22 protein-coding genes and 2 pseudogenes are annotated in these 23,233 nt (G+C 67.2%); 12 read left to right on the top strand and 12 right to left on the bottom strand.

Annotated features, from left to right (window positions below; genetic code table 11):
* Positions 1-51 precede the first annotated feature (51 nt).
* Positions 52-327: a hypothetical protein gene (locus tag ADL25_RS21110; protein WP_159044971.1), complete on the bottom strand. Its 276-nt coding sequence runs from the start codon at positions 325-327 to the stop codon at positions 52-54.
* A gap of 103 nt (positions 328-430) precedes the next feature.
* Here ADL25_RS21110 and ADL25_RS21100 point away from each other — a divergent pair.
* A pseudogene (locus ADL25_RS21100) lies at positions 431-1,614 on the top strand (IS3 family transposase).
* Between the two features lie 9 nt (positions 1,615-1,623).
* Here ADL25_RS21100 and ADL25_RS21095 read toward each other — a convergent pair.
* Positions 1,624-2,061 carry a recombinase family protein gene (locus ADL25_RS21095; RefSeq protein WP_059129320.1) on the bottom strand — a complete coding sequence of 146 codons (438 nt, stop codon included), beginning with the start codon at positions 2,059-2,061 and terminating at the stop codon, positions 1,624-1,626.
* Between the two features lie 1,078 nt (positions 2,062-3,139).
* On the opposite strand from ADL25_RS21095, the gene ADL25_RS46390 reads away from it, so the two are divergent.
* The 5 genes from ADL25_RS46390 (at position 3,140) to ADL25_RS21075 (ending at position 7,617) form a co-directional block, all read left to right on the top strand.
* Positions 3,140-3,808: a DUF2637 domain-containing protein gene (locus ADL25_RS46390; protein ID WP_324614059.1), complete on the top strand. Its 669-nt coding sequence runs from the start codon at positions 3,140-3,142 to the stop codon at positions 3,806-3,808.
* A gap of 155 nt (positions 3,809-3,963) precedes the next feature.
* A complete protein-coding gene (locus ADL25_RS21090) occupies positions 3,964-4,779 on the top strand; it encodes a hypothetical protein (protein WP_059129319.1) in 816 nt (271 codons plus the stop codon).
* Positions 4,770-5,177 carry an ABC-three component system protein gene (locus ADL25_RS51910; RefSeq protein WP_324614060.1) on the top strand — a complete coding sequence of 136 codons (408 nt, stop codon included), beginning with the start codon at positions 4,770-4,772 and terminating at the stop codon, positions 5,175-5,177. Before ADL25_RS21090 ends, ADL25_RS51910 begins: the two co-directional genes overlap by 10 nt.
* Positions 5,174-5,665 carry a three component ABC system middle component gene (locus tag ADL25_RS21080; RefSeq protein ID WP_059129317.1) on the top strand — a complete coding sequence of 164 codons (492 nt, stop codon included), beginning with the start codon at positions 5,174-5,176 and terminating at the stop codon, positions 5,663-5,665. Before ADL25_RS51910 ends, ADL25_RS21080 begins: the two co-directional genes overlap by 4 nt.
* Positions 5,662-7,617 (top strand): DUF3732 domain-containing protein, encoded by a 1,956-nt coding sequence (locus ADL25_RS21075; protein WP_059129316.1) that lies wholly within the window; start codon positions 5,662-5,664, stop codon positions 7,615-7,617. Before ADL25_RS21080 ends, ADL25_RS21075 begins: the two co-directional genes overlap by 4 nt.
* Positions 7,618-7,660: 43 nt before the next feature.
* Here the strand turns inward: ADL25_RS21075 and ADL25_RS21070 are convergent, their stop codons facing one another.
* Entirely contained in the window at positions 7,661-8,074 is a 414-nt protein-coding gene (locus tag ADL25_RS21070) for a hypothetical protein (RefSeq protein WP_059129315.1), read from the bottom strand.
* A 223-nt stretch (positions 8,075-8,297) separates the two neighbouring features.
* Between ADL25_RS21070 and ADL25_RS50675 the strand changes: the two genes are divergently transcribed.
* Together ADL25_RS50675 and ADL25_RS50670 are read left to right on the top strand one after the other, a co-directional pair.
* Positions 8,298-8,507 carry a hypothetical protein gene (locus tag ADL25_RS50675; RefSeq protein WP_059129314.1) on the top strand — a complete coding sequence of 70 codons (210 nt, stop codon included), beginning with the start codon at positions 8,298-8,300 and terminating at the stop codon, positions 8,505-8,507.
* A gap of 39 nt (positions 8,508-8,546) precedes the next feature.
* A complete protein-coding gene (locus tag ADL25_RS50670; protein WP_059129313.1) occupies positions 8,547-8,864 on the top strand; it encodes a hypothetical protein in 318 nt (105 codons plus the stop codon).
* Here the strand turns inward: ADL25_RS50670 and ADL25_RS46380 are convergent.
* Positions 8,845-9,773 (bottom strand): annotated as a pseudogene (locus ADL25_RS46380) (IS5 family transposase). The gene ADL25_RS50670 and the pseudogene ADL25_RS46380 sit on opposite strands and share 20 nt — an antisense overlap.
* Positions 9,774-9,885: 112 nt before the next feature.
* Between ADL25_RS46380 and ADL25_RS21045 the strand changes: the two are divergent.
* The gene (locus ADL25_RS21045; protein ID WP_059129311.1) at positions 9,886-10,551 is read left to right on the top strand and encodes a nitroreductase; all 666 of its coding nucleotides are present in this window, start codon (positions 9,886-9,888) and stop codon (positions 10,549-10,551) included.
* Between the two features lie 277 nt (positions 10,552-10,828).
* Here ADL25_RS21045 and ADL25_RS21040 read toward each other — a convergent pair whose 3' ends face one another.
* From ADL25_RS21040 to ADL25_RS21010, 7 genes are all read right to left on the bottom strand, one after another.
* Entirely contained in the window at positions 10,829-11,893 is a 1,065-nt protein-coding gene (locus tag ADL25_RS21040) for an IS4 family transposase (protein WP_267889271.1), read from the bottom strand.
* Positions 11,894-12,288: 395 nt separating this feature from the next.
* Entirely contained in the window at positions 12,289-12,642 is a 354-nt protein-coding gene (locus ADL25_RS21035; protein ID WP_059129310.1) for an antibiotic biosynthesis monooxygenase family protein, read from the bottom strand.
* A gap of 322 nt (positions 12,643-12,964) precedes the next feature.
* Positions 12,965-14,920, bottom strand: a complete 1,956-nt coding sequence (locus ADL25_RS21030; RefSeq protein WP_420711352.1) for an N-acetylmuramoyl-L-alanine amidase — start codon at positions 14,918-14,920, stop codon at positions 12,965-12,967.
* Between the two features lie 488 nt (positions 14,921-15,408).
* Entirely contained in the window at positions 15,409-15,960 is a 552-nt protein-coding gene (locus ADL25_RS21025; protein WP_059129308.1) for a hypothetical protein, read from the bottom strand.
* A 493-nt stretch (positions 15,961-16,453) separates the two neighbouring features.
* Complete coding sequence (locus tag ADL25_RS21020) at positions 16,454-17,320, bottom strand: sigma factor (RefSeq protein ID WP_059129307.1); 867 nt, start codon at positions 17,318-17,320, stop codon at positions 16,454-16,456.
* A 223-nt stretch (positions 17,321-17,543) separates the two neighbouring features.
* Positions 17,544-18,776, bottom strand: a complete 1,233-nt coding sequence (locus ADL25_RS21015) for an NAD(P)/FAD-dependent oxidoreductase (protein ID WP_059129625.1) — start codon at positions 18,774-18,776, stop codon at positions 17,544-17,546.
* A gap of 224 nt (positions 18,777-19,000) precedes the next feature.
* Entirely contained in the window at positions 19,001-19,735 is a 735-nt protein-coding gene (locus ADL25_RS21010; RefSeq protein WP_059129306.1) for an alpha/beta fold hydrolase, read from the bottom strand.
* A 742-nt stretch (positions 19,736-20,477) separates the two neighbouring features.
* On the opposite strand from ADL25_RS21010, the gene ADL25_RS51585 reads away from it, so the two are divergent.
* From ADL25_RS51585 to ADL25_RS20995, 3 genes are all read left to right on the top strand, one after another.
* Positions 20,478-20,804 (top strand): YceI family protein, encoded by a 327-nt coding sequence (locus ADL25_RS51585; RefSeq protein WP_267889267.1) that lies wholly within the window; start codon positions 20,478-20,480, stop codon positions 20,802-20,804.
* Positions 20,804-21,049 carry a YceI family protein gene (locus tag ADL25_RS51580; protein WP_267889266.1) on the top strand — a complete coding sequence of 82 codons (246 nt, stop codon included), beginning with the start codon at positions 20,804-20,806 and terminating at the stop codon, positions 21,047-21,049. The genes ADL25_RS51585 and ADL25_RS51580 overlap by 1 nt, the downstream gene beginning before the upstream one ends.
* 119 nt (positions 21,050-21,168) lie before the next feature.
* A complete protein-coding gene (locus ADL25_RS20995) occupies positions 21,169-22,224 on the top strand; it encodes a ferritin-like domain-containing protein (protein WP_059129304.1) in 1,056 nt (351 codons plus the stop codon).
* 107 nt (positions 22,225-22,331) lie between these two features.
* Here the strand turns inward: ADL25_RS20995 and ADL25_RS20990 are convergent, their stop codons facing one another.
* Positions 22,332-23,180 carry an alpha/beta fold hydrolase gene (locus ADL25_RS20990; RefSeq protein ID WP_079050499.1) on the bottom strand — a complete coding sequence of 283 codons (849 nt, stop codon included), beginning with the start codon at positions 23,178-23,180 and terminating at the stop codon, positions 22,332-22,334.
* Between the last annotated feature and the right edge of the window lie 53 nt (positions 23,181-23,233).

Here is a 23,233-nt window from a genome sequence, read left to right as displayed (position 1 = left end):
GGACCGAATCTCGTCCTTGGTCATTCCTTGTTTCTTGGCGTTCTGCTGCTTCTACGCCGCGGCTTCGGCGCGACGCGCCTGGACCTCGGCGATCCAGCCGGCGACCACCTTGGGGTCGGCCCCGGCTTCGAGCGCATCGCGGTAGCGGGCGAGCTTCGTGTCGCAGTCTGCGACCACGCGGCTGACGTCTTTTGCAGAGGGGGCCGGGGCGGTGTCGGACTGTGCGGTGTGCATGAGCGAGATCGTTTCCTCCAGCCGGTGCGGTGCGAACGCCAAGGCAAGCCAACGATCGAGGGGTGGAAGCAGGTCCTGTTCGGGCAGATACACGTTGCGCGGATGGACGATGTTGTTGGCAAGGGCATATGAGGGGCCCCGAAGTTCCCGGACAGGCACCCAATAGGGTTGTCCTGAACGAGGAAACGAGGAAGAAGTGGCGCCACCCAGTAAGTACTCGCCGGAGTTCCGCGAGGAAGCCGTCCAGATCGCGTTGTGGTCAAGCAAGACGATATCCGAAGTCGCCCGGGAACTTGAGCTGAACTCGGAGACCCTACGCGGCTGGGTGAAGAAATACCAGAAGCAGCAGGAACCAGCCCCCGATGCGGAACTGACGGTGAACGAGCGGGCGCGCCTGAAGGAACTCGAACGACGTAACCGCGAGCTGGAGATGGAAAATTCTTTCCTGAAAAAAGCCGCAGCGTACTTCGCGAAGGATCCCCGGTAGCAAGCAAGTACGAGTTCATCGATGAGATGCGGCTCGACACCGAGGAGTACGCATACAGCGTCGAGTTCATGTGCGGTCGGCTTGGTGTATCCCGATCCGGCTACTACGACTGGCGCTCCCGCCCGGAATCCGCGACAGCCCAGCGGCGCGAAGAACTGAAATTGCTCATCGAGAAAGCCTTCGACATGTCCGACAGCACCTACGGGCACCGGCGCATCCAGGCCCAGCTGGACCGCTGGGGCGTGTCCGCAGGCGTGGAGCTTGTCCGCCGCCTCATGCGCGAACAGGGCCTGGTGCTCTGCCAGCCACGCCCGAAGAGGTTCAACCTCACTCAGGCTGCGGCTGGCCAGGTGCCAGACCTCGGCGGCCGCGACTTCACCGCGGATGCGCCCGGCGAAAAGCTCGTCGGCGACATTACTTACATTGCGACCGGGGAGGCTGGCTGTACCTCGCGACGGTCATCGACTGTTGCACGAAAGAGGTGATCGGCTACGCGATGGACGACCACTACCAGACTCCGCTGATATCCAGGGCGATCCGCAACGCGGCACGGAACAGGAACCTCTCGGCCGGCGCGATATTTCACAACGACCGGTTGAACTCGCCAACTACATGTCAGCCGAGTTCGGGAAGACGCTCGACGGTTCGGGCTCCGCAGATCTTCCGGTCGCACTGGGATCTGTTTCGACAACGCTATGGCCGAATCATTCTTCGGCGCCCTGAAGAACGAGCGCGTGTCAAGGGTGACTTACCTGACCCGCGAGGCAGCCCGGCAGGACATCACTCGCTACATCGAATTCTGGTACAATCGCAAACGCCTCCACTCGGCGGTGGGTTACCGCCCTCCGCGCGAAGTCCACGCCGACTACGAGAAGTTGCGAATCGTCGCTTGAAATGAACGGTCAGAAGCCTCTCCGGAAAACGCGAGGCCCCTCACCCTTGCTGCTTCCGCCGAAGACGGACATCACCAGATCGTGGGCCTCGGACTCCGGGTCGATGGGGCCGCCGATCTCGGGAACCCACAAGTGCACGCCGTAGTGGACGAAGACGGGGAAGGTAAGGCCGAACTGGTTGCCGTAGAAGGCGCGTTGCGGTTCGCCGATAACCACCGCATCGAACCCGCGGTCAGGATCCTTGAGGGCTTGCAGGAGTGCGGCGGCGCGAGGCCTGCGCTGCCATGGGATGGACCGGGACTGGCCCACGTCGAAGTACTCCCGCACGATCTCGCCGTGGGGCTTGACGAGGCCCTCCGCGCGCATGATCTGCCAGTGGTGAGATGCCTGGGGATCTTGCTGGTCCTCGGTCGATACCCTTCCGGCGAAGGCGAAGTGAGTCGTCATGCCGTTCTCTCTAGTCGTGGTCGGTCATTTCGCTGCGGTCGTCATCGGCCCGAGTGCCGTGAGTGGGATCCGCGCGGTTGCGATGGACGTCCTGCAGCAGCCGCAGTAGCGACGCCGCGCCGAGGGGTGTGAGTGCAGGCGGCTCGGAGGGCAGGGTGACCGTGACTTCCGGGTCCGTTTGCGCACTGACCGCAGGCGTAGGCGCTGGGCGCGCTTCAGGCCCGTGGCGCTCACCCATGGGCGAACCCTGTGCTCTTGGCGCTCCGAGGGCTGTTCGCTTGACGCGCTAGCACACCTCGCGGGGACCGGGCGTGGCCACGAATCGGCTGGTCAGCACCAGTCCTGATGCCGTAACGATACTCTTGGCGGCGCGAAAATGGAGGCCCCCAGTTTGGGGCTGCCGAAACGGCCGACCATGGCCGAGGCGTACCCGGCAGGGTCTGGGAACCGATCAGGTCCGCCGACGGCGAGCGAGTCGTCGTCACGACAACTGTATTCAAGGCCGCTGATGTTGCGGCCTGATGACATGTCATAGGCTCTCCTCCCGTGGCAAGCAGCTACTGCTGCCTTGCAGGAGAAAAGTCCGCGTGAGGCGCTCGATTTGGACATCGCCACCGCGAAGGTGGCCGAACCATCGCGTTCAGGCTCGTGCGCAAGGCGGGTTCAGGTCAGGGTGGTCGACTCTGCCGGCGCCGTGACCTGCGGATGCGCGCTACACTGCCCGGGACACCGGTTGGCAGCGGGATTGGGTGATTGCTTCGCCCGGGCCGGGCCGCTCTCCCGTTTTCGCTCCTTGGAAGCGCGTCGGCGTCCTCACGGTCGTACTCTTGCGGGACCGTTCAACGGAGAGAACCCGGCGTACAGCCTGACTCGTCTGCCATTGAGGCTCTGACCTGGCCTTATGGCTCGGTTGGGGCTCTTTTTCGTATCGGGGGACTTCCCGCTATTACCTGCGAGTTCCCGGAAGTTCCCGTCGAACTGTGCACGCGTTGTGCACTGGGGTGGGCCCTTGGTGGTGGGTGGCTGAGGGTACCGAGAGCCAGGGGCCCACTGGGAGGGATGGCTTCGAGTTCGAGCGGTGGATCCGCCGCTGTGCGCCCTCGTGGTGGCCGGGGTCGCCGCTTACGCCTCGTATGTGCATCAGCGGGAATTCGCGCTGCAGGGCGGAGCGGATAGGGTCAGCGCCTCGTTTTGGCCGCTGTCCGTGGACAGCCTCTTGCTTCTGGCCACGGTGGGGCTGTTGAAGCCCTCCGGTCCCCGTACGCGCCGGGCGCGCGGCGCGGTGTGGTCGGCCTTTCTGTTGGGGATCGGGGTCTCGCTGGCCGCCAACTTCGCGGCAGCGCCGGTTTTGGCGTGGGAGCCGGTGCTGGTAGCCGGGTGGCCTCCGGTCGCGCTGTTGCTGTCGGTCGAGCTACTTGTGCACCGTCCGGCCGAGCGGGCGGAGGACGGAGCGAGGCCCCTTGGGGCAGTAGCCGTGGACACGGTGAACGGACATCCACGGCAGGATGCTGATCCTCTGCCGGATCGGGCCCGGGCGATCGACGCCCGGCACCGGCACCTTCACCAGCGTCCTGCGTCGGCCGAGACACTGAGGAAGGAACTGCGCATTGGTGCGCGCCGGTCGCGGGACCTGATGGCGCTCGTACGAGACAGCCGTAGTGGTGGCCGAGCTCCTGTTACGCAACCCGGCCGAGTGAGCAGGCAGGACGGTATCCCCGGCGAAGCTCAGGCTCTCTACTCGGGATGACGTCTGAGCCTGCCGTCGCCGCCGCTGGGGTGGTCAGGAGAACCTCTGTCACCTCAACGTTGCGTGATCGTCTCTCGCCAAAGGGTAATGCGAGATGTGGATTTCATGTAAAGATCTAACTGCTAAATCTGGGGGCGAGGTGACATGGGGGCTTTGTGGCGGACAAACCGGATCCGTTTGAGGCGTCGGCGTCTGCGATCGGCTATGTCTACCAGCTGCGCAAAGCGCTGCACGCCTGCGTCGAACTTCATGGCAACGGCCTCGATTGGTGCCTGGCGGTCGAGGCCGGAGACGACATCGAGAAAGTCACTCAAGGCGGCCGGACCTATTACCAGCTCAAGCATCGGCGTGCGGGTGTCCGGCTGACGGATGCCAGTACGGACCTGTGGAAGACGCTGCGGATCTGGGTGCACGCCGTCACCAACCAACGCATCGAACTGGAGGAGACCGATCTCTTCCTGCTGACTACCGCGAACCTGCCGGAAGGTTCGGCCGGTCATTTTCTGCAGCCTGGTACGTCGGGTGTCCGCCACGAGGTCCGGGCTCTGGAACTGCTGCAGGCGGCGCGGGACACGTCCGCCAGTACGGACAACCGCAAGGCGTACGAGGCCTTCGACAAGCTCAGTGGTGAGGAGAAGCGCCGCATGGTGGCGCGCATCCAAGTCATCGGAAACGCCCCGACCGTCAACGACGTCAAGGACATGCTGTTGCATCAGGCGGTCCTGGCGGTCGATCGGCCCTACGCTCGGTCCTTCCTGCAGCGACTGGAAGGGTGGTTCCTCGACCGTGCCATCCGCCAGATGACCACCCCGGAGATGGACGCGATCACAGGCGAGGAGTTCGATCAGGTCTTCACGGATCTGCGCAACCAGTTCCGTCCCGAGAACTTGCCCATCGACGACGACATCGCGGTTCTCGAGCCTGACGCTTCGGACTACGCGGACAAGGCGTTCGTACGCAACTGCACCTGATCGAAACCGGCAACAGTCGCATCGGTATCGCGGTACGCGACTACATCCGGGCCTTCACCCAGCGCTCACGGTGGTCGGACGAGAATCTCCTGCTTCCGGGGGAGATCAGCCGCTTCGAACGCAAGCTCACCGAGGAGTGGGAGGACCTCTTCGCGGAGATGGAGGACGAGTTGGGGCCAGCGGCTACGGAGGCCCAGAAAGTCGCCGCGGCCAAGGCCATCTACAAGTGGGCCATGCGCGAGGGGCGGCGCTCGATCCGCCCGGGATGCGATGAGCCGTTCGTCTCCAAGGGCTCCTTCCACATCCTCGCCGATGACTTGAGGGTCGGCTGGCACGTCGACTTCCTCTCCCGACTCATGACCATCCTGGAGCCGGCGGAGGCAAGCGCCGCACAATGATTGACTTCTCCGACCTCAGCAGGGAAGAACGCGCCCTGTACAACCCGGCCTTCACGGGTCTCGTCGTCAGCCGCGCCGTTCAGGGCCATCAGTCCGAGTACGAACAGCCGTGCCCGTTCACGGTCGCTCTGCTTTCCGCGGTCATGGCCCTGCAGCCCTCCGTACGTCAGGCCTTGCCGCGCACGACGAACAGCGGGGTGGTCCGATGGCTGGAGGCGAACAAGGGCGTCAAGGCGTCCATGACGCAGAACGCCGCGTCGCTGGCCGACTTCGTGCGTCCCGGTCTCCTGCTCGCGTTGCAGGGAGGCGCACTGCGGTGCGATGACCAAGGTCGTCTCCAGGTGTCCGAAGGGCGGCTTAGGAAGGTCATTTCCGGCCGGACCGAGGAGATTGTGGACATCCAGAAGGCGTCCCACCGGCTGGGGCGCTGGCTGCCCAGCGCCGGCAGCCTCAGTATCGCCATGACACTGCTAGGAGTCAGGCCGTGACCTTCCAGATCAGCGCCATCTCGATCTACAACGAAGACGGCCAGATCCGCACCGTCCCGTTCAGGACAGGCACTCTCAACATCATCACCGGCGACTCACGCCGCGGCAAGAGCGCCTTGCTCAACATCGTGGACTACTGCCTCGCCAGCGACGACTTCGTCATCAAAGGCGCCGCGCTGCGCAACTTCGTCCGCGTCTTCGCCGTCACGTTGGTGAAGGACCAGCAACAGCTTTTCGTGGCCCGGCCCGCGCCAAAGAGCAAGGCGGCTACGGCCACCACCATGTGCGTCGTCCCCCAAGCCCTGGGCGCCCCGCCGCTCAGGTATGACGAGATCACCTTCGCCACGCCTCTCGACATCGCCAAGGGCCAGCTGTCGGAGTTCGCCGGCATCGATCGCACCGTGCGCATCCCGGCCATCCGCAGTAGCAGCCCCATCTCCCCGTCCATCCGGCACGCCCTCTTCTTCTGTCTTCAGAAGCAGAACGAGGTTGCCAACCCGGACTTGCTGTTCCACTCCCAGGGCGAGGAGTTTCGTCCGGCCACGATCCGCGCGATGATCCCTTACTTCCTCGGCGCCGTCGACCCCCAGCAAGCGCTGCTTGAACACCGCCTGCGACTGCTGCGGCAAGAGCTCGCCGGCATGGAGTCGGCCCTGGCTGCGGCCCGCAGTCTGTCAGCAGCCTCCGGCCAAGCCCTGGCGCTGGTGACCGAAGCCGTCGAAGCGGGCATCCTGGAACCCGCGCCCCCCGGTTCGCTCACGGCCGAGACCGCTGTTGAGCAACTGCGCGTGGCCATGGGCCAGTTGATGGCATACGAGAGGCCTTTGGTTGAGGAGGACCCGGTCGCCGCTCTGGTGGAGGATCGGCGTGAGCTTCGTCAGCGGTACGGGCGCGCACGTGCCCGCATCGCGAATCTGAAGCAGATGGCGAAGGAGAACACCGACTTTCTCGGGCAGGCCAGAGAGCAGCACGCCCGCCTCGCCTCGTTGGGCCTCCTCACCCGAGCCGACGACAGCGGGACAGCGGCCCGCTGCCCCGTGTGTGCCAGCGACACTCCGCAGTCCCGTCAGGTCGCCGCGGTCATCACCCGTGACCTGGAGCGCCTCGACGCCGACATGACCGTGGTGGGAAACGACACCCCTGAGATCCAGGCTCTGATCGCCGGGGAGGAGAACCGACTTCAGGAACTGCGTGCCTCCCTCACCCGGAATCAGGAACAACTGGACACACTCACGGCCGGTCAGCGTGTGGTCCAGGAGACCGCGGACGCAGGCCGGCGTGTCGCCATCGTCCAGGGACGGATCAGCCTCTTCCTGGAGACCGCGGCCCGCCATGTCCAGGCGCCCCAGGTCGTCGACCGCCGCGACCAGATCAGTGCCCAGATCGCGGAGCTGGAGGAGCAGATCGGCTCCGGCGCCCGCAATGACCGTCTCAACAGTTTTGTGTCACTGATCAGTTCAAAGATCAAGGACAAGGCGGTCAGGCTGGACTTGGAGCACCAGGAGTCACCGATCCGCCTCGGCCCCAAGGGTCTGACCGTGGTCGCGGACACTACTCGTGGACCGGTGCGTCTCTCGGACATGGGAGGCGGCGAGAACTGGCTCGGCTACCATGTCGCCACCCTGCTCAGCATGCACGAATGGTTCTGTGAGTCGGCCAGCCCCGTACCGCGATTCCTCATCCTCGACCAGCCGTCCCAGGTGTACTTCCCCGAGGATGCTCCAGAAGGAAGCCTGCTTGCCGGTCCCGATCGTGTCGCCCTCCTCAACCTCTACGAGACCATCCACCAGACGATCCAGGAGACGGGCGGCGCGTTCCAGGTGATCGCGATGGAGCACGCCGATCTTGACGACGAGCCGTTCCGCAGTTCGGTGGAGGCCCGGTGGAGACGAAGCAATGGCCAGGCCTTGGTGCCGCAGGACTGGATCACTGAGGAGATCAGCGACACCTGAGTAGACAGGTAGCGGGACCCCGCTGCCCACCGGGAAGCCGTTGTCAGGGAGCGTGAGAGCGAGCGAACCCGTTCGTGTGCAGCATGATCAGTTTCGCGGCGAAGTCCTCCTGGGACATGCCCTCGTCGTACGCGGCCTTCTTGAACGCCGCGTACTGCTCGTCAGTAAGGATCACGGCTTCCAGTTCCCGCGCTTCGGGGAGCCGCCACCCACAACACATCCGCCGGGTGCACACGTCACGCGTCGTCACGCGCGTCGCGGGCGTGATCCACGGCAAGTGCGGGTAGCCACGCAATTCCTCGAAGCAGGTACGGGGATGGATGGCCATCTCGCTCTTGTTCTGATGCCGGGCATGACCATAGTGGTGACGGAACCAGTCCCGCCGGGCCGGGTCCCCGATCTCCCGCCGCACTCGCTCGATGCGCTCGGCGAAGCCGTGGAATATCCTGACAGGCATTCGGGGGTGTCGAACCCGATGTCGGGCCGCTCGTGATGCAGCTTCTGGTCGATCAGCCATCCCGCCGCCGTCCGTCTTCCCTTCCAGTCATTGCATGGCTTGCACGAGGGTACGAAGTTCCACCACATACCACGCAATCGGCGGTTCTTCCCAGGCCAGGGGTATCGAGCACCCTCGGACGTCAGTAAAAGGTCAGCATCGGACGCCGAGGAGACAGCACCACATGGCAGCACGCGCGCTCGCCCGCGGCATGGGCACCTTCTTCAAGGACTGCGAGCACCCTCAGTCCCGCTGGTCGAAGTGCCCGCACGAGTACAAGATCCGGTACCGCAGCGCGGCGGGCAAGCAGGTGGAGGAGTCCAGTTTCGGGACCCAGGACAAGGCGATCGCGCGTTTGACGGAGGTCTACAACCAGAAGAAGGCGGCGCCGTAGTCGTAGTCGAAGGCGGAGCGGATCCAGAGGTACGGGAGGATGCGTTTCGAGGAGTACGTCGAGGAGTGGAAGGCCGGCCAGCGGCACTTGGCCGCCTCGTCTCTACGTCACCTCGACTCGCTCCTGGAACACCACCTCTACCCCGCGCTCGGCAGCCGGCGGATGAACTCCTTCGACCACAAGGTGGTGGACGGCTCCATCCGCACCCTGGAACGCAACGGTGCCGGTCTCGCGACTCAGATAGTGCAAGGGGCGGCCGTCTTCGACCGGCAACGCCATTCTGTCAGGGCTCGCGCGACGAAGCAGCGCGCGAGCCCTCTAGGGCCTGTCCTGGCGATCACGAGCGGAGCCAGATGACGAGTGCGGCTGCGGTGACGGTGCCCAGGTAGACGTAGCCGCGCTTGTCGAACCTGGTCGCAACCGCACGGAAGGTCTTCAGCCTGTTGATCGCCCGTTCGACGGTGTTGCGCTTCTTGTAGCGGTGCCTGTCGAAACCGGGCGGCCGACCCCCGGCGTTGCCGCGTCGGACCCGGTTGGCGGCCTGGTCGGCCTTCTCCGGGATGACGTGCCGGATTCCTCGTCTGCGCAGGTAACGGCGGGTTCGGCGGTTGCTGTAGCCCTTGTCGGCGCTGACACTGTCCGGCTTGGTGCGCGGCCTGCCGCAGGTCAGCCGCGGCACGCGGATCCTGTCCATGACCGACTCGAACTGGGCGCAATCGGCGTATTGCCCGGGCGTGATGACCAGCAAGAGCACCCGGCAGCGGCCGTCCGCACTCAGGTGGATCTTGGTAGTGAACCCGCCACGCGAGCGGCCGAGCGCCTCACCTCCCGCACCACCTCCGCCAGCCGGTCGATCAGTTCCGACCGGACCCGAGCGACTTTGACCGTCTGGACAGAGCCCCCTTTCAAGGCTGGCGGCGGAGCATGCCGGGCGCCGGCGGCGTGGTGGTGCGCGCGCACGGACGTCGAGTCGACCGAGACGTCCCAGTCGATCTCGCCGGCCGCGTCCGCCTCGGCCTGGATCCGCCGCAGGAGCATCTCCCACGTTCCGTCCGCCGACCACCGGCGATGGCGCTCGTGCACCGTCTTCCACGGTCCAAACCGCTCCGGCAAATCGCGCCACTGCACGCCCGTGCGTATCCGGTACAGCATCCCGTTCACGACCTGGCGATGGTCCCGCCACCTGCCGCAACGCCTGTTGCTCACCGGCAGAAGCGGCTCCAGCCGCTCCCACTGGGCATCTGTCAGATCACCCCTACTCCCCATAGTCGTATCAACGACTGACTGATCGTCGGAACGTCGTCCAGCCCCCAGCGATGCTCGGTCCTGACCGCTGAATACGGTGGAGGGGCCCGGTTGAATGAGAGGACGCGAAGACGTGGATGTGTATGAGGCCGTGGACAGCCGCCGGGCCGTACGGGCGTTCAGCGATGAGCCGGTGCCCAAGGAGGTCCTCGAACGAGTGCTGACCGCAGCAACGCGGGCTCCGTCCAGCGGGAACCTCCAGCCGTGGCACATGTATGTCGTGAGCGGCGAACCCTTGGCCGAACTGAAGAGGCGCGCGACGGCCAGGGCACTGGCGGGAGACCTGGGTGATGAGCGGGAGTATCCGATGTACCCGGACGAACTGACCTCGCCGTATCTGGACCGCTTCTCCGCTGCGGCGGCTCAGCGATACGAAGCGCTGGGGATTGAGCGCGACGACCCCGACCGGCCCCAGAAGATCGCTACCTTGAACTCGGAGGCGTTCGGAGCGCCGGTCGTCTTGTTCTGCTACCTCGACCGGACGATGGGGCCCGGACAGTGGGGTGATGCGGGGATGTACTTGCAGACGGTCATGCTGTTGCTGAGGGCGGAAGGGTTGCACAGCTGCCCCCAGGTGATGTGGACCATGTACCGCAAGACCGTCAGCCGAACAATCGGAGCCGATGACGAGCTTGTGCTGTACTGCGGCATCTCAGTCGGATTTGAGAAGGAAGGCGTGCCAAGGCTGCGTACCGGGCGGGCGGACATGACGGAAACGGTGAGCTTCATCGGAGTGTGACCGCTGACGGCCGAGATCGACAGGACAGGGCCTAGGGGCAATGCCGTTGCTTTTACGGGTTCGTCGGTTGGGGTCTTATGACGAGGACGGCTTGCGTGCCGGTGCGGGTCGGCTGCGGCCAGGCACGATGCTCGGCTCGTCTGAGGTGGTAGTTGGACATCTTGCGTTTCACGACGCGGGGCTGGCTGCGACGCGGGGCTGGCTGCGGAGCCGTCTGACAGGCAGGAGTCGTTCCAGGAGGTCCTGCTCGAGCATCACCAGTGCTCTGACCAGGAGGTCAGGGGGAAAAACTGCCCGGCGCGACGGTCACGCTGCGCCGGGCAGAGCGCAGGGTCTCGGTGAAGGAGACCCGATCAGGGTCCAGGCCACGGGTGGCAGCCGTTCTCAGCATGAGCTCGCGCAGTGCGTGGTGGACCAGGAGGTGTGCCCAGATCTGCTGACGGACACCTTCGGGTGTCTTGCTGCTGAGGACGACGCGTGCGCCGCGCTGGTGTGTCTTGATCTCGGCGAAGACGGACTCGATCTCCCAGCGCTCGCGGTAGAGCGCGGCCAGTTGCCGGGCCGGATACCGTCGGGCGTCCAGCAAAGTGGTGACCAGGCGGTATCCGTCGGCCCCGTCCGCGCCAGCCTGTTCTTTGACCCGGTAGGCCAGGACACGCACCACGACCGGCTGATCCCGGGCGGGGCCACTGCTCGCCCGGATCTGTGAGAGCCACGACCCGTCACGGAACTGCCTGATCACCGGCAGGACGCGGTTGGCGGGCACTCGCCACAGCAGATCGGCGCCGGTCGCGGTGAACGCCTGCCACAACGGGACTCCGAGGAACTCACGATCGGCCAGGACGAGTTGGCCCGGGCCGACCGACCGGGGCAGGCGGGCGACCAGGGTGACTTCCCCGGTGCGGCAGCCGGCGAGTTCCGCATCCAGCACCGCATGACTGCCCACCTCCACCAACGCCGCCATCCGCACCTGCGGGAACGCGCTCCTGCCCGCCCCGCGGCCACTACCCGGACGTCCGAAGGCCGTCTCGTTGGCTTCGCTGTCCGCGACGTCCCAGCAGGTTCCGTCGACGGCCAGCAGCCGTAAGTCCCGCCAGAACGCGCCCGGAGTCGCCTCAGTGGCCATCGGCTTCGCGGTCGCGGCGAACAGCACCCGCAAGGGCTCGGATCCCAGCCGCTCCCGAGCCCTGAACAGCGAGGACTTCGCCGGAACACGCCAGTTGCCCAGCAGGCCCACACCCCGCAGTCCCTCGACGAGGTGCCGCATCACTTCCAGATACGGAGCAGGCGAGAACAGGGCCAGCCCCAGCACGAAGTACACCACCAACCGGGCGGGAAGCAGCCGCTGACGCTACTCAGAACGCCCGCACGCGGCCACCACCCGGTCCACCAAGCCTGGCGGATACACCCAGGTCAACAAGCCGAGACCCGATAAGTCAGACACACTCGCAGCCACCCGAACCACCCCCGGGACCCACTGCCAAGCAGACTACGCCCACAGCAAAGGCAACGGCATTGGGCCTAGGGGGCCGTCCTCGCGGCCGTGGGGTGGGCAAAAGCCGGACGCCGCGCGAACCGGCCGCGAGGACAAGGTCCGGGCTGTCGAGGCTCTCCGTGCGGGAGGCGGCCCCCTGTCCGCAAGAAGACGCCTGCTCCTTGGTAGGCCGACGCCCGGCAGGTCGGCAAGCTGCAGGTGACGGAAGTCCCCTCGATGCCAGGATGCCGAGTGACGCGTTGTCAGGAGGGGTGGAGTTCGACGACGACGCGGTAGCTCGCCGGTTCCGAGGTGATGTGCAGGTCGGGGTCGTCGAACATGCGCTGCAGCGAGGCATGCCACTCGGGATTGTCGGTGGCTTTGTCGAGGGCGGCGCCCGACGTCCACTCCGCGATGTGGACGAAGCGGGTCTCCGGGCCTTCGCCGAGGGGACGGTGCAGGCGCGAGCGGAGGAAGCCGGACTGGGCCGCCATGATTCGGGCGTTCTCCTGGTATACGACGATGAAGTGGTCGGCTTCGTCCGTTGGCACGGTGTAGCTCTTGATGACAGTGACAGGCTCGTCGGTGCCGGTCTTCGACGCGAGGGAATGGCTCATGTCCCTACTGACCGACGACACCCCGCGCGTGTGACGGGTCGGCGGGTGCCGATGTACGAGCTCTGGTCGACACGGTGTGTGCCTTGTCGTTCCGCGGCATTCAGCGGGGTAATGCTGAAGGATCCCACTGGTTTGTCCCGGGAAGGCGAGGCGTCCACGCGACGGGTGGGCTTGATCGGTGCTGTCGCGTCGCCGCCTTCGCAGATGACCGCCCGGCGCGCGGTGCTGCTGGAGAGGAGAGGCGAGGGCCCTCATACGGTGTGCCGGACAGCACTTCGCGTGAGAGCCCTCTTGTAATCGGTCAACTACCTTGATGTGTACCTCAGTTGCCGCCGTTCTCCCAGTGGTGGACGGCCGTGGTTGCGGTCACGTCGTTCGCGTAGACGAGGGCGACACGGTGGTTGTACTGGATGGTGTACATCTTCTTGCCTCCGATGACCACTGCTCCGCTGGAGGGGAAGTAGTCGTCGGTGGCGGCCGCTTCCCGCGTGGCCACGTATGCCTGTCCGGTCGGAATGGCGTACATGTTCAGCGGTGTCTGCGTGGAGGCGCCCAGGCCGGCCGGGTACTCGGCCTTGTCGGGGTAGCTGGAGCCGTAGAGGGACACGGGAGCGGTGCCCGCGGGCTTGATGATCTTCACTCCGTAGCTGGTACGGGTGTTGACGCCGCCGGGATTGTGGAACCACACCTTCGCACCGCTGAACCAGATCGCGGTCCAGTTGTCCTGGACGTCCGCAACGACGAACTGCTGCCCGGCCTGAGCCGTGCTGCCCCAGTCGTTCACCCGGTCGGTGCCGGGCGCGGTGCCGTGAATCGCCTGGTCGCCGAAGAGCGGGGCCGTCTCGCTCGGGGCGGTGCGCAGGTAGACGAAGTTGGTCGGGTCCTGGTGCTCGGTACAGGTGGTCGTCTGACCGGTCGGGTCGTCGGAGGGGCAGATCTGGAGGGTCTGCACGTTGTCCACGAACGACGGCTTGATCGATATGACAGAGCCGGGCTGCGGCACCTCGGACACGCCGCTGGCCGGGGCGTCGAGCAGGCTCATGAAGTGATTCCAGTCCCAGGCGTAACCAGGGTCCCAGTGCATACCGGAGACCAGGGCGGAGTTGGGCCCGGCAACGTTGTCATGTCCGACGATGTGCTGCCGGTCCAGTGGGATGTCGAAGCGTTCGGCCAGGTACTTCACCAAGTCCGCCGTGGCCTGGTACTGCGCCTCCGTGTACCAGGCGGCGCCGTGCGCGGCGTACCCCTCGTGCTCGATGCCGATCGAGTGCAAATTGGTCGAGTAGTTGCCCGCATGGAAGGCGATGTCCTTGGTGGGCACCATCTGGGTGACCGCGCCGGAAGAGGACATCACGTAGTGGGTCGCGGCGGGGTTCGTGGGGTTGGCCAGGCCCGCCACGCCGGCGTCGTAGGTGGACTCCAGGTCGTGGATGACGATCGTGTCGATGCGGATGCCGTTGGTCGGCCTGTCGGCAACCTGACGGCCGACCGGTGATCCGGCGACGAAAGTGCAGTCGACGGTCGTGGGGCATTCGGTGGTGGCCGCCGTCGACGAGGCTTTCAGGCGCAGGGAGTTGATGTGCTCTCGGGCGGGATCGACGGAAGGTCCGGCGGGCAGACGTACGCGCTGGCCGTCCTGGGTCGTCGCCGAGGCGCCGCTGCGGATCGTGCGGAAGACACGGTCGGCGAAGGAGGCAGCCGCCTGCTTCTGCTTGGCCTGGCTGTACCGGGCCACGGCCCCGTACCACTGCGAGGGGTCCGCGGGTGTCGTCCCGACCAGCTCGTTTTCGTATGAGGCGAGGAGGGCGGCACCCCCGCGGATGTTCGCGGTGTCGTCCTCACGCAGGGATTTGACGGAGAGGCCGGTCAGCTCGGCCGCCTGGCGCAGGGTGTGCAGGGCTGGGTCCGCAGCGAGGGAGTCGAGGTCGGCGCGGCCCGCCGCGCCCGCCGCACCGCGCGCCAGCATGGTGGGGGTGACGTCCGTGAGGTTCATCGGTCCGTAACCGCCGTCGGTGCTCGGCAGGACGCCGTGGTCCTCCCAGGCCGACTCCTGGTGCGAGAGGGCGAGCAGCACGCTCGACGGGATGTCGAACTCCTCGGCAGCGGCCAGCAGCGCCTGTTGACGAGAGTCCGCGGTCGCGCTCGGGTCGTCGGCGAGCGCGGGGCCAGGCAGGGCGAGTAGGGAGCCCGCGACCAGCGCGCTCACGGCGATGCCGACGGGCACGCCAACGGCCCTCTTTCTTCTGTGCAAAGTGATGCTCCTCAGAGGAAGAAACATGGGCATCAAGGTGCGCCGACGACATGTGCCGCTCGTGAGGGGGAAGGCCCTGGGCGACAGCTCGATGCGCGGATGACTATAGGGCCTTTGTTGCAGTGGCCCCGGAAAGGGTAACTGATTCAGTCACACGTGTGTTGTGGCGGGGCTGTGTGGAAAGGGCACAACAGTCCATTCAGGAAGGCGAGTTGCCTGAAAATACAGGTGGGGAGTGGCGCCGTGAAGGCGAAGGGGCAGGCGTGGTCCTAGACATCCGGGGAGGAGTGCGCCCGGGAGCGGGGCGCCGGATACAAAGACGATGCGGATTGCTATACAGTCTTCACAGTGACTCCGGCACCGTGTGACATGCTTAGTCGCCGGCATGGGAGCGCTCGCTCATCCGCGGACCGTCGGTCAGCGGGTGCGTGCCTCGGGCGCCCGTTCGATCCCCCGCGGGGAGGTGCCCGAGGCATTTCTGTGACTTTCAGTGCATGGAGCCGAGAGGGCTCCGGTCAGGACTTCTGGGCGCGGTAGAGACCGCGGCCGGCCCGGCGTACGCGGGAAGTGCCGACCAGACGGTCGAGCGTGCTGCGCACCGCATTGATGCTCCCGGAGTCGGTGTCGCGGCCTAGCGCCGCGGCCACGTCGCGCGCGCGGACCTCCGCGTCCCCGACGCCTGCGAAGTACTCCAGGATCTGTTCGGTGAGCGCGCCGTAGCTGCGCGATTCATCGGCCTCCGCATGCGAGGAGGCCGACGGCTTCTCCTTCTGCGTGGGCTCCGCCTGTCGCGGCGCGGACTGCTTTCGCGCCGTGCGTGCGGAGGGCGCGACGACCGGAGTGTCGGCCTCCGCCTGTTCGGGCTGCTCGGCTGCTCGGCGGCCGGACGGCTCGGCCATGAGGACGGTCAGGGCGCTCAGGGCGCGCTGGACGGAGTCGAGGTGGGCGGCCACGGCGGCCAGTTCCCTCTCCAGTGCCTGCTTCTGAATCTCCAGGCGGGCGAGGTCCTCCTGGAGGCTCTCCGCAGTGACCTCGATCTCATGCGCTGCGCGAGTTGCCGAGTCCATGTCTTCCTCTCATCCTGAACCCGCCGTGCCGCGCCTCGCTGAAGTCAGCTGCGGTGCCGCTCGGCTCGGACCCGGGGAGATGTATGTGGGTGCATCGTATGTCACAGCGTACGAGGTTTGGACCCGGAAGATGCAAGATGGTGATGCGAGGTCCCGTCGAGCCAGGGGACTACCACTGTCCTTTCACCCTTTCGTGCGCGGTACCTCAGCGGTGCGGACACGGTGCAGACCGGTCAGGCCGTGGGTGACCGGACTCCGGGTCGGACAGGGCGGAATCGGCCGTGGTCGGCGGGTGTTCCTCGGGAGTTCGGCCGGGTTTCCGTCGGGACTGCTCGCGAAGGTGGCGCAGTCGAAGCGCCGATCGTTGGATGCAGATGCCGACGTCTTCAAGAGCTTCTTGAAGGATGCGGATCCGTGCCTCGAGCACGGCCACTTCCCGGGCCAGTGAGACACTGGCGGCACGTGGATCGAAGTCCTGGCCCACGCGTTGTCCTCATTTCTCATGGGTGGCGGTCCGGTTCCAGTGGCGGAGCTTGTCAGGGTTGAGGACCGCCCAGATCTGCGCGACGCGGTCGCCCGCGACGTCCAGGCTGATGACCGCGGCGACCTCGTCGCCGTAGCGCACCACTATTCCGGTGCGGCCGTTGACGGACTGGCAGTGCAGTGTGGTGCGGGGCCGGCCGGCTAGGAGGGCCAGGAGGCTGCGGGTGACGCGCCGTGCGCCGTGGACGGGCCGGGCCAGGGTTCTGACCTTGCCGCCTCCGTCGAAGAACACCGTGGCGTCCGGTGCCAGGAGGGACGTCAGGCGGGCAGGGTTCTCCGCCACGCAAGCCTGTCGGACCGCTCGCACCACATGGTCGTGCTGCTGTGGTGTCGTGGGGTGCGCCCACCTGGTCCCAAGGCTGTGCCGGGCCCGGGCGGCGAGTTCGCCGCATTCCTGTTCCGTCTGTCCGACGATGGCGGCGACCGTCCCCGGAGCCATCCCGAACACGTCGTTGAGGACGAATGCGGCTCGCTCGGCCGGTGACAGCGAGTCCAGCGCGTCGAGGAGGGCGTGGCTCACCTCTTCGTCCAGGTCCTGAGGGGGCGCCGCGCCGACCGGGCCCGGGTGCGACCGCCAGGTCGGCGCCAAGCGCTCCAGACAGATGCCTCCGACGGTCGTCACCAGCCAGGACCGGGGTTCGGCGATGCGGTCCCTGTGGTCGTCGGACAGGCCGTACCAGCGCCGGTAGGCCTCCGCCACGACGTCGTCGGCGTCCTGGCTCCGGCCCAGCATCCAGTAGGCCACGTTGAGCAGTCGGCGTCGCTCGTCGAGCAGTTCCGCGATCGGCACCGTCTCGTCGTCCTGTACCCGGTCCATCTGGCATCGCCCCTTCGCACAGCACCCGACAAGGCGGTGCCACCCCTGATTCCGGCCGATGTCCGCCGCGGCTCCCGAGAATGGGGCAGTCCGCTTCCGTCCGGCGGGTCCAACCGACGCACTGGTGACCGGACAGGAACATATCGTGTGACACGGTTTCCCGGTCGTACGCAGCGGCGCCCTCACCGTGCCCGGCGGGCCGCGGTTACCTTCGCGGCGGTTGTCAGGGCAGAAGATTGTCCAGGGGCGTCTCGGGATCGGACAGGGCCGTGTCCGCCACGGAGGCACCGGACTCGACGAGGGCGCGGACGGAGTCGATGACGTTCCACACGTTCACACTCATGCCCGCCAGAACCCGGTCCCCGGACAACCAGAAGGCGATGAACCGCCGCTCGGCCGGGTTCCCGCGGAAAACGACGCGGTCGTAGCCGCCGGGCTCGGTGTATCCGGTGTACTCCATCCCGAGGTCGTACTGGTCGGTGTAGAAGTACGGCAGCCGGTTGTAAGGCGCCTCCTTGCCGAGCATGGCCAGTGCCGCCGTGCGGGGCTGGTGCAGGGCGTTGGCCCAGTGCTCCACCCGCAGATGCCGGCCGAGCCGGGGATGGTAGGCGTTGGCGACGTCCCCTGCGGCGTGCACGTCCTGGGCCGAGGTGCGCAGACCCTCGTCGGTGACGATGCCGTTGCGCACCTCCAGTCCCGCCGCCTCGGCGAGCTGGACGTTGGGGGTGATGCCGATGCCCACCACCACGGCGTCGGCGGGCAGTCGGGTTCCGTCGGCGAGCTGGACGCCGTCGGCGCGGGTGCCGTCACCGGTGATGCGCTTGACGGCGGCGTGGGGCCGCAGGACGACCCCGTGATCCCGGTGCAGGGCGGCGAAAACCTCGGCCGCCTCCCGGCCGAGCACCTTCAGCAACGGCAGCTCGGAGTGCTCCAGGACGGTCACCAGCGCCCCGGCCGTCCGGGCCGCCGCGGCGGTCTCCAGACCGATCCAGCCGCCGCCGACGACCACGATCCGGGCCCCGGGGGTGAAGGCGGCCTTGAGCCGCTCACTGTCTCCCACTCGGCGCAGGTACAGCACGTTGTCCAGGTCCGCCCCGGGCACCGTCAGCCGGCGGGGGGACGATCCGGTCGCCAGGAGCAGCTTGGTGTAGGGCATCTGGCGTCCGCCGGTGAGTTCGACCTGGCGGGTGTGTGCGTCGACGGCCGTCGCGCGCGTTCCGGTCATCAGGTCGACGTCGTGCTCGCGGTACCAGTTCTCGGAATGCACGAATATGGACTCGCGGTCCTCCTTGCCGAGCAGGTACCCCTTGGACAGCGGCGGTCGGATGTACGGGCGCTCCGCTTCGTCCCCGATGAGGACGAGCGGGCCGTCGTAGCCCTGTTGCCGGAGTTCCTCGGCGGCCTTGCCCGCGGCGAGTCCGCCCCCGACGATGACGATCCCGTTTCCTCGCGACATGATGTTCCCGTCTCCGCTCGCGCGCACCGGACACTGGTGTGCTCTCGTGCGGAGAGACCGTGAGAACCCGCAGGTTGTGACACCGGCCCGCGCCGCGGAGGCAGCGTGCGGGCCTGCGAGGGCAGAGCGGAGCAGTGCGACGAGGGCGCGGACGACGTCCGTGTTCCACGACCGTGGCCGAGGCGGTCCGCAGATCCGCGCTCCCCGTCGCTTGCCGGCGCGGGCTAGCGTCCGGTGCCCTGCGCCCAGTGCGCCTCGAGGGCGGCGGCCACCTCCGCGGGCCGCTCCAGCACCGTCCAGTGGTTGCAGTTGAGATGGAGGACGCGGGTGGCGCGCAGGGCGGCGCCGAGTTCGTCGCCGAACTCGATCTGGCAGGCCGGGTCGCGCGTGCCCCAGAACACCAGCGCGGGTGCGGTGACGTTCGACAGGGCCGGTTCCCACTCCGTCCCCATGGTCACGGCGGACCGGTACAGCCGCAGGATGCTGTTCTTCATCGTGCCGTCGACGTGCCGGACCATCTCCTCCACCGGTTCGGCGGGTGCGTCGAAGCCGTTCACCAGGTCCTTCGCGAAGGACTCAGGGTCCAGTTCGGCCATGAACCGCTCGCCGGCGACAGTGTCCTGCCAGGTCTCGGCCAGCGGGTGCCAGACGTAGCGGGAACTGATGGGTCCGTTGCCACCGGCCCAGGTGCGCACCAGGTCGGGGCGGAGGGAGGCGACGCGGGCGGTGAGGATGCAGCCCCAGTCGTGACCGACCAGGTCCACGGGCTCGCCGACGCGCTCGAGGCGTTCGACGAGCCAGTCGACGTAGTCCTCCTTGCTGGAGCCGAAGCCGGTGGGGCGGGGGGTGCCGAATCCGGGCAGGTCCCAGGCCTCGACGTCGGAGCGGGTCAGGTGCCGGCGTACGCCGTTCCACACGCGGTGGGTGTCGGGAACGCCGTGGATGAGGACGGCGGGCATGGTCGGTACATCTCTCGTGATAGGGGCCGCGGCCAGGATCCGGGGAGGCTGTGCGGCCGCGGCGGGCCGGGACGACGAGCATCATATGCTGCGCCGGATGCATTTAACATAGTGGCACACGGTGCTATTGGTTACCGGTCCGGGACCCACCTCCCGTCACAGGTGGGGCGCCGGACCTGTCACGTGGGGGAGTACTCGCTTTCGTCCCGTTCGCACGGGCATCCGACGAGCGCGCCCTCCGGGGAGGCCTACGCCGTCAGAGCCGAGACTACGACGTGCTGCAAGGGAGGCCGATGCCGCGCACCTGCGGCAACTGTACGGAGAAGCGGTGGGCGACGCGCGGTCGGTGTGCTGGACATCGGCACGGGCACCGGCCGTGTCACCCCGCTGGTCGTCGCGGGTCAGCACACCGAGACCTTCCGGATGTGGCCGGCTTCCCGGGACGACATCGCCGACGAGCCGGCCCAGGCACGGATTCACCCCGGTGCCGGACGCGGGCGATCCCGCGGTGCTGACCGTACGACGCGCGTAACGGCGACTCGTTGCCCCCTCGACACGCTGTGACACACAGAACGCCGTCCCGGCGCCAGTCCCAGTGTCACACACGCGGGCCCTCACCTGTCTGTCCTTCTGCGGACCTTGCCCGGGCCTCCTCGGCTGCGGTCCGCTCCACCACCGGCAGGCACACGGCGACGGTTCGCAACGACTGATCGTCGTGACCAGCGACCGCAAGGACCCACATATGTCGACTGTCGTCCCTTACACAGCGCTGACCGGTGTCTACACCATCGACCCGGCGCACAGCACCGTCGGCTTCTCCGTCCGGCACGCCATGATCGCGAACGTGCGCGCGCGGTTCGGGGCGTTCGAGGGGCTGGTCAAGCTGAACGGGTACCAACCCAGCCGCTCAGAGGCCTACTTGAGCGTCCAGACTGGTAGTGTCAACACCAGCAGCCCTGACTGGGACACCCGTCTCGCGGGTCCGGTTTTCCTCGACGCCGCCACCTATCCGCTGAGGTCTTCCGCTCCACGGGCCTCGCAGACCGCGGAGACGGCCAGTTCCGTCTGATGGGCCTTCTCAGGATCAAGGACGTCGAACTCCCTCTCCACATCCACCTCGCCTTCGACGGAGCCACGCACGACGAGAGCGGAGACCGCCGTGTCGGCTTCTCCGGCACCGCCCTGGTGCGCCGCTCCGACTGGGGGCTCGGCTGGAACACGCCCGTCGAAACCGGCGGTGTCCTCATCAGCGACAAGGTCAGGCTCAGCTTCGGCGTCTCCGCCGTCCGCCTGTCCCGCTCGTATGCCGCATGACCGGCCCCGCGCCACACCACCGACCGCTCCGCGCGGTACCGCCGGCAGCGATGCCGGTGACCACAGGTCGGTCCGCGACCGCGGCCGAACCGTACGCACGAAACCCAGGTGAGACCCCCATGAATCATCAAGAACCCCAGGCCCGGTTCCGCTCGATCACGACGATGGAGGACCTGCGCGAGCATCTGCAGTGGGCCATCGAGCTGGAGCACGCCACGCTGCCGCCCTACCTCACAGCCCTCTACTCGCTCGACCCCGAGCGGAACGCCCACGCCGTCGAAGTGGTCAGCAGTGTGTTCGTCGAGGAGATGATCCACCTCGCGCTGGTGGCGAACCTCCTGAACGCGGTCGGCGGGCAGCCTCGCGTCGACACCCCGCGGATACTGGCGCCGCATCCGCGGCCCATGCCGCACGCCGACCCGTCCATGCAGCTGTCCCTGCTGCCGTTCGGTCAGGAGGCGCTCACCATGTTCCTCCGCCTCGAACAACCCGCCCACCCGGGTGACCCGGCCGAGGGCGACGCCTACGTGACGATCGGCCAGTTCTACGACGCGATCGAGAAGGGCCTGCGGCACCTGTGCGCCGAACTCGGCGAGGAACAGGTCTTCACCGGTGATCCCGCCCGCCAGGTGGCGGCGGGGCCCTTCGGGCACACCGGCGGGCGGCTGAGCCCGGTCACCGATCTCGCCTCGGCGCTCTCCGCCCTGGAGGAGATCGTGGAGCAGGGCGAGGGCGCGGCACGCGTCGACGTGTGGGACGGGGACATGGACATGTTCCACCCGCAGACCAAGGCGGTCTCGCACTACTACCGCTTCCAGGAGCTCGTACAGGGCCGGCGCTACCAGCCGGGGGACACACCGGAGACAGGGCCCACCGGCGAGACGCTCACCGTCGACCGCGCCGGGGTGCGCCCGATGCGGCCCAACCCGCGGCTGGAGGACCATCCGGAGGGCAGTGCGATCCGCACGGCGCAGGAGGCGTTCAACATCGCGTACGGCAAGCTGCTGCAGCTTCTGGAGCAGGCCTTCAACGGCAATCCCGCGATGCTCGGGGTGTCGGTGGGCACGATGTACGCGCTCAAGGGGCAGGCACAGAGCCTGATGGCGATGCCCGACGGCGAGGGCCTGACCGCGGGCCCGACCTTCGACTACGTCGCTCCGGAAGACCGCGGCTGACACCCGCACACATGGTGGCCCCCTGGACCGTCGGTCCAGGGGGCCACGACGTTGGTGCGGGTCAGGGTGCGGAGCCTGTACGCCCCCTGACCCGCGGCACCGCTGGGTCAGCGCACGGTCCGAGCGGCTGCCTCGATCACCCTGGCGACGTCGGCGGGGTGGGAGACACTCACGGCGTGCGATGCCCGTACGCGCGTGATGTGGGCGTGTGCGCGCTCTGCCATGAAGACCTGGGCCTGCGCCGGGATGTTGCGGTCCTGGGTGGCGACCACGGCCCAGGACGGGATGGTCTTCCAGCCGGGCTCGGAGGCGTCGTCCGCCAGCGCGGAGTTGGTGATCGGGCGCTGTGTGACGGACATGAGGTCCGTGGTGTTGCGGGGGACGTCAGCGGCGAACTGCTGGTGGAACTTGCTCGGTTCGATGGTCAGGTCCGCATCGCGCGAGCCGTCCGGCAGGGTGACCGGCACGGAGTGCAGAGCATCGCCGAGGGTGCTGCCGGGGAACTTGCCCGCCAACTCGGCGGCACTCTCTCCCTTTTCGGGGAGGAAGGCGGCGACGAACACCAGGGCCTTGACGTTGTCGGCGTCGTGGGCGGCGTTGCTGATCACCGATCCGCCGTAGGAGTGTCCGGCCAGGACCACCGGGCCGTCGATGCCGGCCAGGACCTCTTTGAGGTAGGAGGTGTCGTTGTTCAGCCCGCGCAACGGGTTGGCCGCGGCGACGACGGGGTAGCCCTCGTGCCTCAGCCTCCTGATGACGCCGTTCCAGCTGGTGGAATCGGCGAACGCGCCGTGCACGAGCACCACCGTGGGCTTCTTCTCGCTGCCCGGTGCGGACGTGGTTCTGTCTGCGTGGGCGGGGGCGACTGCCGTGGCGATGAGGGCGGTGGCGACGGCGGCGCTGGCCAGGAGGGAGAGCGGGGTGCGGACCCGCTGGTAGGTGAAACTGCGGTTCATGGGAGGCCCTTTCGGGAGATGGTGTGTCACCTTCAAGGACCGTGTGCATGCCA

The organism is Streptomyces sp. NRRL F-5122, from assembly GCF_001507435.1.
Lineage (GTDB): Bacteria > Actinomycetota > Actinomycetes > Streptomycetales > Streptomycetaceae > Streptomyces > Streptomyces lannensis.
This window is presented reverse-complemented; position numbering and strand designations above follow the sequence as displayed.